The sequence below is a fragment of the Enterobacter sp. WCHEn045836 genome (assembly GCF_003965585.1).
Classification (GTDB): Bacteria; Pseudomonadota; Gammaproteobacteria; order Enterobacterales; family Enterobacteriaceae; genus Enterobacter; species Enterobacter dissolvens.
Genome location: NZ_RXPT01000012.1, coordinates 1 through 11,742 on the forward strand (window position 1 = coordinate 1; position 11,742 = coordinate 11,742).

Here is an 11,742-nt window from a genome sequence, read left to right on the forward strand (position 1 = left end):
AGAAAAGGGGCTACTTTTTGCGTGAGAGTTTAAACGCGATAAACAGGAACACCACCCACACCGGCAGCAGCATCGCGGACAGGCGCATGTCGTCGATGGTGCACATCAGCACCAGGATCATCGCCAGGAACGCGATACAGATGTAGTTGCCTGCCGGATAGAGCAGCGCCTTAAACTGTGTCTCACGCCCTTTGCGGCGCATCGCGGCGCGAAAACGCAGGTGCGCCAGGCAGATCATGATCCAGTTCAGCAGCAGCGTGGCGACAACCAGCGCCATCAGCAGACCAAAGGCGGATTTCGGCAGCAGGTAGTTAATCAATACCACCAGCGACGTAATGGCCCCGGATAGCAGCAGAGAGTTGACCGGTACGCCGCGGCGGCTGACGCGGGTGAGGAATTTCGGCGCGTTACCTTGTACGGAGAGGCCAAACAGCATGCGGCTGTTGGAGTACACCCCGCTGTTATAGACCGACAGCGACGCCACCAGAATGACGAAGTTCAGCGCCGAGGCTACCACGTTGCTGTTCAGATCGTGGAAAATCATCACAAACGGACTGCTGTCGGACTTCACTTCCACCCACGGATAGAGCGCCAGCAACACCACCAGCGAGCCGATGTAGAACAGCAGAATACGGTACACCACCTGGTTAACCGCTTTCGGAATGCTTTTATGCGGATCGCGCGCTTCAGCTGCGGTGATCCCAATCAGCTCCAGCCCGCCGAACGAGAACATAATCACCGCCAGGGACAGGATCAACCCCTTCCAGCCCGTCGCCAGGAAGCCGCCGTGCTGCCAGAGGTTGTCGATAGTGGCACGCTCGCCGCCGTGACCGGAGAACAGCAGCCACAGGCCAAAGCCGATCATGCCGATAATCGCCAGCACCTTGATCAGCGCGAACCAGAACTCGGTTTCACCATACAGGCGCACGTTCACGAGGTTAACGGCGTTGATGATAATAAAGAAGGCCGCAGCCCAGACCCACGTTGGCACCTCGGGCAGCCAGTACTGCATATAGATGCCTGCGGCGGTCAGCTCAGCCATTCCCACCAGCACAAACATCACCCAGTAGTTCCAGCCGGAGAGGAAGCCAGCGAACGGGCCCCAGTATTTATAGGCAAAGTGAGCGAACGAGCCTGACACCGGCTCTTCGACGACCATCTCGCCGAGCTGGCGCATGATCAGGAAGGCGATAACCCCGGCGATACCGTACCCCAGCAGCACTGCCGGGCCAGCCATCTGAATGGCGGGGCCGATACCGAGAAACAGCCCGGTACCGATCGCGCCGCCAAGGGCAATTAACTGAATATGTCGATTTTGCAAACCACGTTGCAGCGTCGGGTTCTGTTCCAACGAAGCTTCAGTGCTACCGTTGCCTGAAGCGGATGACGCGTCTTTCACGTCCTACCCCTGTCTCTTTTTTAGAAGGGGCACGTTTTAACACTTCATGCTGGTGGTAGCAAGTTTAACGCCGGGCCAGTGCGTGCACCCGGCGGATTAACGTCACGAACCGATGATCCCACCGTCCGCTTTGGTGATCACCACCGTTGACGAACGCGGACGTCCGTTCGGGTTCGCGTCTGGCCAGTTGGAAACCGCACGCGGATTGGCCGGGTCGGTAATATCATCCCCGCCCTCTCCCGGATGCTGAATGTTAATAAACAGCGTGCGGTTGTCCGGCGTAAACGCAATCCCGGTGATTTCACACCCGCGTGGGCCGGTCAGGAAACGGCGATACTCATTGGTGCCCGGAATGGTGGCCACCATCTGGTTATTGCCCATCCCTTCGTACGCTTTCTTATTAATGGTGCTGGAAGAGACATCGGTCTGGATCCACAGCACGCCCTGGTGATCGAACGACAGGCCATCGGGGCTGCCGAATGCCGCGCCCTGCATGGAGCCTTTGGCCTTCGGATCGTCGCTGTCGGTACGCCCGGCCATCACCAGAATATCCCATTTAAAGCGTGCAGAAGCAGGATCGGCTCCCTCTTCGTGCCAGTGCATAATATGACCAAACACGTTGTTGGCGCGCGGGTTAGCGGCATCAACAGGCGCCTTGCCCTCCTTCCCGCGATCGCTGTTGTTGGTGAGCGTACAGTAGACGCTGCCGCTGGCGTGCGGATCGACCGCTATCCATTCAGGACGATCCATTTTCGTCGCCCCCACCACGTCGGCCGCCAGGCGGGTTTTGATCAGCAGATCGCCCTGGTTCTCAAAACCGTTGCTTTTATCCAGACCATTCTGCCCGAAGATCAGGGGCAGCCAGTCGCCGCTTCCCTCCTCGTTGAACCGGGCGACGTACAGCGTGCCGGAGGTGAGCAACTGCATGTTGGCTTCACGGTTTGCAGGATCGTATTTTTTGTCCGAGACAAATTTATAGATGTACTCAAACTTCTGATCGTCCCCCATATAGACCACCACGCGGTTATCGGCGGCGAGCGTGACGGCGGCGCCTTCATGCTTGAAGCGGCCCAGGGCGGTGTGCTTGCGCGGCGTGGAGGTCGGATCGTAGGGATCAATCTCCACGACCCAGCCGAAACGGTTGGGTTCGTTAGGGGTTTTATCGACGCTGAAGCGGTCATCCACCTCGTTCCAGCGGTAGGATTCATCGCTGTCGCTGATGCCGTAGCGTTTTTCCAGCGGGTTAAGGTCGGCTTTTTTGACAAAAATATCCGACCAGTTCTCCTCGCAGGTGAGATAGGTGCCCCACGGCGTATGGCCGTTGGCGCAGTTTTGCATGGTGCCCAGTACGCGTTCCCCCTGCGGGTCGGCGGCGGTTTTCATTAAATCCTGATGCCGCGCCGGGCCGGTAAGCTGCATCGGCGTACTGACGGTAATACGGCGGGCATACGAAGACGGGCGAACCACCTGCCAGTCGCTGCCCGTTTTTTTCACTTCTACCACCGACACGCCCATCGCGTTCTGCCCCTTACGGGCCTTGTCGAGACTCCAGTTCGCCGTGCCGTCGGTAAACAGCATCCCGTTATCAATGTATTCGTGATTCAGCGCCAGCAGGCCATGCTCAGGGTTTTGTTCCCCCTGCGGCAGGCTAAACCACGCCATACCGTCGTGGTGCATGCCCGCCTGCACGGCCTGTTCGTCGGTGGTGTTGCTGGCATCCGGTTTGAAAGCCGGCATCTTATCTTTAATCCCCGTCGGGTCGCCCCAGCGATAAAACGGGCGGGCAATATAGCCTTCCGGCACCCTGACCGTATCTTCCGTGGAGACGTCGATGCTGGTAAAGCCCAGGGAAACCGCTTTTGCCAGCGCGGAAGGCTTCGATACCGCGGCAATGGCATTTTCGGGTTTGATCAGAAAAGGGAATGAAACGGCAGCGCCCGCTACGGCGCCCATCTGTAAAAAGCGGCGACGAGAGAGGAATACCTCCGCAACCTCGGAGAATACCGGGTTAGCGCTGCGGTTAGTGATATCGTAGCGATGTTCTTTTTTAAATACGGATTTGAGGGGTCTGCCCATAGCGGCTTCCTGTCATTGGCCAAGAGGTAAAGGTCTGGAGGCCAGTGTAAGAAGCTTTTATTACAATTTTATAACACGATACGGAAGGATGGGGGCATCCCTGCCCCGGATAACGAGGTGGAACGCTTAGAACTCGTAGCCAACCGAGACCTTAAAGGTACGCGGTTCGCCCTGCGTGATGTAGGTGCCGGAATCGTCAACGCTGGACCAGTAGTTTTCGTTGGTCACGTTGTCGATGCCCGCGCGCACCGTCATCTGGTTTTCATTGTGGTTCACCGCGAAGCGATAGCGCATGCCCAGATCCAGCGTGGTATAGCTGTCGAGCTTTTTGCTGTTCGCGAGATCGGCGTACTGCGTGCCGGAGTGGTTGACGCGGGCGGTAGCCGTCAGGCCCTCAATCGGTTTGATGTCGTACTCTGTGCCCAGCACGGCGTAGAAGTTCGGGACACCAATGGCATCGTTGCCCTGATTCACGCCGTTTTTGGTTTTGGTCAACTCGGCCTGCAGCCAGGTGGCGCTGGCGTTCAGACGCATCCCGAGCATTGGCTCGCCGAAGACGTTCAGCTCCACACCACGGTTACGCTGTTCAGCGTCCAGGCCGTAGTGACCGCTGTCGTCGAGGATCGCCGACGGCATTTTGATCTCAAACAGCGCCAGGGAGCCGCCCACGCGGCCAAAGTCCGCCTTCACGCCCACTTCATTCTGCTTAGAGTGAACGATACCGGTGCTCTGGCCATAGTTCGTCGCCGTGTTAGGTGCGGTTTTACCCGGCTGTAGCGCCTCGGTGTGGTTGGCGTAAAGGGAAATTTCCTCCCACGGTTTATAGACCACACCGTAGGTTGGCATCCAGCGGCTGCCGTCAAAACCGTCCGCGTCGTTTTCCGCACCGGTAATTTTGTTGTACCCGCGAATGACCACTTTCTGATGACGTGCGCCGGCGGTGAACAGCAGTTTGTCATCCAACACGCCCAGGGTATCGCTCAGCAGCCAGCCCTGAGTGCGGGTACGCCCGCTGGTCAGCGGATCGCTGTATTTGCCGCCAGAGCCGTTGAAGTTGGAGCTGTCCGGCATCGGGACGCCGGTGTTGTGGTAGATATTGGTGGTCGGGTTATCCGCCGTCGCCGACATTTTCCAGGCGATTTTTTCGTTTTTGGTCATCGCGGAGTACCCCACGTTAACCTTGTGCGAGACAAAGCCAGTATTGAAGTGACCGCGGATCCCCGCCATACCGCTGACGGAATCGCTGATACGGTTGGTATCGAGACGGCTGACCACGGCCTTACCGCTCTTGTCCACCAGCTTCGGTGCGCTGTAGATCCCTTCTTCGTGCGCGTGCTGCGCGCCCAGGCCGGTATAGGCCGTCCAGTTGTCAGTGATGTCGTACTCGCTGCGCCACATCCCGAACTCGTTTTCAATGTTGCTGTAGGCCCATTTCTGCGAGAAGTTACGATCGTTTTTCGGTGGCTCCGGCACAAAGTCCACGCCGGAAATATTGACGCTGGTCGGACTGCCGTGGAAGGTCTTCTTCTGATAGCCCATATCCAGGGAAGTACGGAAGTTGTCGCCTTTATAATCCAGACCAGTGGAGAGCAGCGTGGTGCGACGGCGGTCGTTCGGCACACCGGTTTCCCCTTCCCGGTGAACCAGGTTCACGCGCGCGCCGAACTGGTCGTTATCGCCAAAGCGACGGCCCGCATCGAGGGTGGTACCAATCTGTGAATCGGAGGTGTAGTCCACGCCCACTTTCGCCTGCGGCGTATCGCCCGCATGTTTTGGCTCGAGGTTGATCATCCCGCCCACGCCAGAGCTTGCCGCGCCGTTCATCAGCGAGTTTGCCCCTTTGAAAATCTCAATGCGGTCGACCATCTGGGCATCCACCACCTGACGCGGCAATACGCCGGACAGCCCGCCAAAGGTCATGTCGTCGCCGTCAAACTTCAGTCCACGAATACGGAAGGTTTCGGCGCTATTACCGTAGCCCTGAACGTACTGCACGCCCGCATCGTTGGCGACCACATCAGCAATGGTTTTCGCCTGCTGATCTTCCACCAGCTTCGAGGTGTAGCTGATGATATTAAACGGCACATCCATGGCGTTCTGCTGACCGAGCATCCCCATACGGCCGCCGTTTGCCACCTGCCCGTCCAGGAAAGCGGGTACCAGCTGGTCGCCGCCGGGTTTGAAATCGCTTCCAGCTGCAGACTGGACCACCATGGTGTCTTCTGGTTTCGCGTCTGCTGCCAAAGCAGCGTGCGTCACTGTGCTAACGGCAAGCGCCAGCAATGTTTTATGCATTTTGGTGTTGTTCATAATTAACTCATTAAACGTGCGCGCAAAAATGGCCCGTCGTCGGGCCTTAGAAGGATGTTATAAGCAATGCAAATGAGAACTATACGCATTATATATACGTTAGCAAGTGTAACCGCGCGTATCTGCCTGAGAAAATGGGTTAAACGAAACCGGGGGAACGGAGAAGGGTTACAGCGGGAAAACGTAACGCACAACCACCCCGGATCCGGGGTGGTTGCAGGGCATTATTTTTTCTTGTAAATATCGGCGGTGCCGTGAATTTTGTTGTTGGTAATACCAGACGTGAGCACCAGGACATCGGCACCTTCTTTGTCTGCTTTTTCAATTAATTCTTTCTTCGCATCATCAATGGAGACTTCATTTGAAGTGCTGACTGTACCGATTTTTTCATACTGCGATTCGACTTTCTCGAAATCATTTTTCGTCAGCAGTTCAGCGGCAAAGGCATTGGTGGTAAACAGAAACGCTGTTCCCAGCAAAATAGCAGTCGTCTTTTTCATAACCTTTTTTCCTTGAGATTAATCAGCAACTACGAAAAACCTCACACATAATGGTGAGGTTTTATGAGCATGGTAGAGAATCTCAGGAAATGCCACACGATAAGGAAAATTCTTTTATAACAACCCGTTGTATTAAATTACTAACGAACATTAAAATATTCAAAAACGCGCGCCGTACCAGCAATATCAATACGCACCGCCGCGCCCGGGTTCCATCCAGGCTGGCTGACGGTTTTCAGGGTAATCGGCTCCGTTTGCCCGGCTAACGCCAGCGTCAGCGTGGAGAGCTGGCCGGTGAAATCCACATCCACAATCGACACCGGGCTTTCGTGCGCCGCGCATGCCGTCACGCGCAGTTGCTCAGGACGCAACATCACTCTGCCCTGCCCCGTCGCCTGGGCGTTGTCCGTGGGCACCTCGCCCAGCGCACACTGCGCATAACCGCTGGCGAGTTGTGCCGGCAGGATCACCGCATCACCCAGAAACAGCGCTGTCTCTTCGTCCACAGGCTGAGAGTAGACCTGATAAGGGGTACCGACCTGAGTGAAACGCCCGGATCGCATGACCGCCACCTGCGTGGCAAAGGACAACGCTTCGTTTTGATCGTGGGTGACCAGGATCGAGGCCACCCCCGCTTCCGCCAGCAGATCGGCCGTCGCTTTACGCGTCATGGCGCGCAGGCCGGTATCCAGTGCCGAGAAGGGTTCATCCAGCAGCATCAGAGAGGGACGCTGCGCCAGCGCACGGGCGAGCGCCACGCGCTGCTGCTGGCCGCCGGAAATCTCATGCGGCCAGTGCGTGGCGAGTTGTCTGTCAAGCGAGACCATCTCCATCAGTGCTTCCACGCGCTGGCGCTTTTCGTGGCGGGTACCGTCTAATCCCCAGGCGATGTTGTCTGCCACATTAAGATGCGGGAAGAGCGCGCCTTCCTGAGGAACGAAGCCAATTTTGCGCAGATGTGCAGGTACAACGTGGTTTTCGTCGAACAGGGTTCGGCCCTGCATCACGATCCGTCCGCTATCCGGCGTTTCAAATCCGGCAAGGATACGCAGCAACGTGGTTTTACCCGACCCTGACGGCCCGACAATCGCCGTCCGGCTTCCCGGCGCAACGCTCAGGTTTAAGCTGTCGAGCACCTGCGCATCGGAAAACGATTTAGAAATGGACGTTAATTCAAGCATCTCATAGCCCTGCAATTTTTTTGGACTGCATATAAAGAATGGCGGTCAGCGGAAGTGAAATCAAAATCATCAACATGGCGTAAGGCGCAGCGGCAACATAATCGATCTCGCTGGTCAGCGCCCAGAAACCGGTGGACAGCGTGCGCGTTCCCAGCGGGGAGAGCAGCAGCGTCGCCGTCAATTCGTTACTAACGCCAAGGAAGACCAGCGCCGCCCCTGCCGCCGCACCAGGCGCGGCCAGCCGCATGGTGACGCTCCACAATGCCTTCGCGGGCGTGCTGCCCAGACTGCGCGCCACGTTTTCCAGTTCCACCGGCGCCTGCGCAATCCCGGCCCGGAGGTTAATGAGCGCACGGGGCATAAACATCAGCAAATAAGCCAGGAACAGCGTAATTTCGGTCTGATAAATCGGGCGTGCATAGTGAATGGTGACCGTGACCAGCGCGAGAGCGGTGACGATCCCCGGCAACGAACTGGTGATGTAAATACACCCTTCCAGCATCCGGAAAATGCGGTGCGGGTAACGAATACCGAGCCAGGCGATGGGAATGACACAGCCGGTGGTCAGCAGCGCGCCGCCCACGCCGAGCATCAGCGTCTGGCGCAGCGAGTGCCAGAGATCGGCGCTCATCCAGTTCTGTACGCCGCCAAGCCATATCCAGCGACACAGCACAATGAGCGGTACGCCCAGCGCCAGCATAATCAGTACGAGGAAAAACAGCTGGCCCAACGCCGCTGCAACAGGCTTCAGCGGCCAGCGCGTCTGTTCACGTGCCGCCCCTGCGCCTATGCGCGCATAGCGGGCTTTCCCGCGGGTGACCCCTTCCAGCAGCAAGATGGCCAGACAGCATAGCGCCAGCACACCCGCCAGCATATTTGCCGCCGGGCCACTGAATGTCGACTGGAACTGGTCGTAGATAGCGGTGGTGAAGGTATCAAAGCGGATCATCACGTACAGGCCATATTCCGCCAGCAGATGCAGCGCCACAAGCAGCGCACCGCCGCAAATCGCGAGCTTAAGCTGCGGTAACACCACGCGAAAAAAGACCCGCCACGGCGGCGTGCCGAGCGAAGCGGCAACATCTTCAAGCGTTGGATCAAGACGGCGCAACACCGCCGCCACGGGCATATAGATAAACGGGTAATAGGCTAACACGGAGAGAAACACGCCCGCAGAAAGCCCATGCATGGAAGGCACCACGCTCACCCAGGCGTAGCTTTGTACGAACGCAGGAATAGCCAGCGGGGCCACCGCCAGCGCAGACCAGATCCTCCGCCCGGCGAGCTGAGTACGTTCCGTCAGCCAGGCTATCGCCACGCCGGTGACGATACAGAGTGGCACCGCTAAGGCCGTCAGCCACAGCGTGTTGCTGAGCAGTTCAGCAACACGCGGGCGGAACACCAGCGCCTTAATGGTTTCCCAGCCCGTCTCAATGCCTATGGCAATGATAAAGCCCAAAGGCAGAAGCGCCATTAATGAAAACAGGACAGCTAACGCAACCATCGGCAGCGCAGGACGCCTGCGGGCAGGCTCCCGCACTCTGTTTTTGCCGATGTCGAGACTCAGACCAGACATAGGACGTTCACTTTACTCTCAGGATCACAGCAGGCCAGCTTGCGTCATCAGCTCGATAACTTTTTTACTGTTAAGCGTGGAAGGTTCTACTTTCGGTGCATCCAGCTCGTTCAGCGGCACCAGTTTCGGGTTAGAGGCCGCGTTCACGCCCACCGCATATTCGAAGGCGTTGTTGGTGCGCAGGCTCTCCTGACCTTCTTTGCCGGTGATGTATTTGATGAAGGCCTGAGCCTGCGCTTTGTGTTTGCTGGACGCCAGCACGCCGCCGCCAGAGAGGCTAACAAAGGCGCCCGGATCCTGGTGTTTAAAGTAGTAGAGCTTAGTGTTTTTGCTGTTTTCACCCGTTTTGGACTGATCGACAAAACGGTAGTAGTGATAAATCACCCCGCCATCAATCTGACCGGCGTTAACGGCTTTCATCACCGTGCTGTTGCCTTTATAGGCAACGAAATTGGCTTTCATCGCTTTGAGCCACTCAAGGGTGGCCTGCTCGCCTTTCAGGGCCAGCATTGCGCTGACGATCGCCTGGAAATCGGCACCTGACGGAGAAGCAGCCCAGCGGCCTTTCCACTCGGGTTTAGCAAGATCCATCAGCGATTTTGGCAGTTGCTGCTCGCTCAGTTTTTTCGGGTTATAGACAAACACCGTGCTGCGAGCGGCAATCCCGATCCAGCGGCCGTGTGCCGGGCGATATTCCGCCGGTACCTGCTTTAATGTCTCTGCATCTAATGGCGCAAACAGTTTGGCGTTATCAACCAGCACCATTGACGGCGAGTTTTCAGTCAAAAATACGTCCGCAGGTGATGCGCTGCCTTCCTGCACCAGCTGGTTGCCCAGCTCGCTGTCATCGCCATTACGCAGCGTGACCTTAATACCCGTTTCTTTGGTAAAACCGTCTACCCACGACTTCACCAGATTTTCATGCTGCGCGTTATAAACAACGATACCTTCGTTGTTATCAGCGGCAACCGATTGAGTTGAAAGGAAAAGTGATGAAGACAACAGGGCAAGCGAGAAGCATGACAGCAGGCGAGAATTCATGAACATATCCTTAATAGACCAACGTGATAAACAACAAAGGGCTGTGTGGGACAGGATTAAAGCATACAACAATACTAATGATAATAAGTATCAATCCAGTTTAAGCGTAAAAGTGTAAAATTTCTTTATTGCCAGATTTAAACTGATAAAAAACTAAATTAATAAGAAGGGGAAATTAAATATTAAGAAAACCTTAAGGCCTGGAAATAATAATTAATTAGTCTTCTATTTATTATTAAGGTATTAAATTTCACGGAATGACGGAGTGATAACGTTCAGTATAAAAACGGTGTTTTTTGCCATCCATTGACGGGTTCCCATGCATTAGCGGAACCCATATAGAACGACAATCAGATGATTTTCACAGGCAGGCTTTCCAGCGTTCTCAGAATCAGGCTTCCGTTCGACCATTTCGCCTCGTCCTCCAGGGCGATAATCCCTCGCTCACTGACAGCCATCGCCAGATTTTCCGCCTGACATTGCGCCAGCAGTTGTCCAATACACTGGTGTACACCGGCGCCAAATCCCAGCTGGCGTTGCACATTTTTTCTGTCGGGCATAAAGCGCCCTGCCTCTTCAAAGACGGTTTCATCCCGGTTGGCAGACCCAAGACAGAGCAACACGTTATCCCCCACGTTGAGCTTACGCCCCAGAAACTCCACGGGAGCCGCAACCTTTCGCCGTCCCATCTGCAACGGAGATTCAAAGCGCATGGTTTCGCTGACGATATCTTTCATCCGCACAGTATTATCCTGCACGCGTTCCTGTAACTCAGGATGCTGTGCAAGCATATACAGCAGATTCCCGGTGAGCGCCTCACTGGTTTCACTGCCACCGATGAGCATAGTGACGCAATCAGTACTGAAGCGTTCCCTGAGCGCATCATCATCTCCACCGTACCCGTTAAGCAAGCTGCGATAAAAAAGAGAGTCGTAACCTTTTCTGTGCGCCTGCGCGAGCTGACTAAACCCCTCATCCAGATGGGAAAGTGCCTTTAACAGGCGTTCAAGACCCTGTCTGTCGATGGAACTGGGATCCAGTAAAAGACGAATGGCGCTTTTCTCCTCTTCCACCACGGCCTGCAGTTCATCTGGCAGATTGAGCCATGCAGAAAACAGTTTTCCCCAGAGAGGAGCCGCAATCTGGCGAATACCATCAAAGGGATACGCGGTTGAGAGCCCAGCCACCAGCGACTGTGATTCGCGAGTGATGATAGTGGTTAACGCCTCCCATGATTCGCCCATGAACAGTGACTGTAACGCCTGACGGTGCATGCGATGGACGCCACCATCTTCAAACAGCACGATGCCATAAAGCAGGGACAGTAAAGGGGGCGACAGGCTAAAACGTTCTTTTTCCAGTGCGCGATGGACGTCTTCAGGTATCCCTGAAGAGATAAACGCGCGCTCTTTCAGCGCCTGATAAACATCCTTGTAGCGAGTGAGTACCCACGTTTTCCCGATGCGCGCCACAGGTTGGTGGTTGCGCATATGGTGATACACGTTGTGCAGATTTTCCTGAAAAACAGGTGAGGCCGGATTAAACCGAAGTGCTTTGTCGACATATGCCACAGGTGAACCCTCATCACAGGATTAATCACCATTGAGTTAAGCAGGGATATGTTTCAGTTCAAGCAATGCTGGTGTGATGGGAGAGTTT

8 protein-coding genes are annotated in these 11,742 nt (G+C 55.8%); all 8 read right to left on the reverse strand.

Going from position 1 to position 11,742, the window contains the following annotated elements; translation table 11 throughout:
* Nucleotides 1-10 precede the first annotated feature (10 nt).
* Nucleotides 11-1,399 carry a phenylalanine transporter gene (gene pheP, locus EKN38_RS16410; RefSeq protein WP_014830957.1) on the reverse strand — a complete coding sequence of 463 codons (1,389 nt, stop codon included), beginning with the start codon at nt 1,397-1,399 and terminating at the stop codon, nt 11-13.
* Nucleotides 1,400-1,501: 102 nt separating this feature from the next.
* Nucleotides 1,502-3,475 (reverse strand): PhoX family protein, encoded by a 1,974-nt coding sequence (locus EKN38_RS16415; protein ID WP_126522440.1) that lies wholly within the window; start codon nt 3,473-3,475, stop codon nt 1,502-1,504.
* A gap of 126 nt (nt 3,476-3,601) precedes the next feature.
* Nucleotides 3,602-5,785 carry a TonB-dependent receptor gene (locus tag EKN38_RS16420; protein WP_014830955.1) on the reverse strand — a complete coding sequence of 728 codons (2,184 nt, stop codon included), beginning with the start codon at nt 5,783-5,785 and terminating at the stop codon, nt 3,602-3,604.
* Between the two features lie 224 nt (nt 5,786-6,009).
* On the reverse strand, nt 6,010-6,285 hold the full coding sequence (yahO, locus tag EKN38_RS16425) for a DUF1471 family periplasmic protein YahO (protein WP_126522443.1): 276 nt from the start codon (nt 6,283-6,285) through the stop codon (nt 6,010-6,012).
* Between the two features lie 140 nt (nt 6,286-6,425).
* Nucleotides 6,426-7,466: an ABC transporter ATP-binding protein gene (locus tag EKN38_RS16430; protein WP_014830953.1), complete on the reverse strand. Its 1,041-nt coding sequence runs from the start codon at nt 7,464-7,466 to the stop codon at nt 6,426-6,428.
* 1 nt (nt 7,467) lies between these two features.
* Entirely contained in the window at nt 7,468-9,042 is a 1,575-nt protein-coding gene (locus tag EKN38_RS16435; protein WP_014830952.1) for an ABC transporter permease, read from the reverse strand.
* 24 nt (nt 9,043-9,066) lie between these two features.
* On the reverse strand, nt 9,067-10,083 hold the full coding sequence (locus EKN38_RS16440; protein ID WP_014830951.1) for an iron ABC transporter substrate-binding protein: 1,017 nt from the start codon (nt 10,081-10,083) through the stop codon (nt 9,067-9,069).
* Nucleotides 10,084-10,433: 350 nt separating this feature from the next.
* The gene (locus EKN38_RS16445; protein WP_014830950.1) at nt 10,434-11,654 is read right to left on the reverse strand and encodes a cytochrome P450; all 1,221 of its coding nucleotides are present in this window, start codon (nt 11,652-11,654) and stop codon (nt 10,434-10,436) included.
* Between the last annotated feature and the right edge of the window lie 88 nt (nt 11,655-11,742).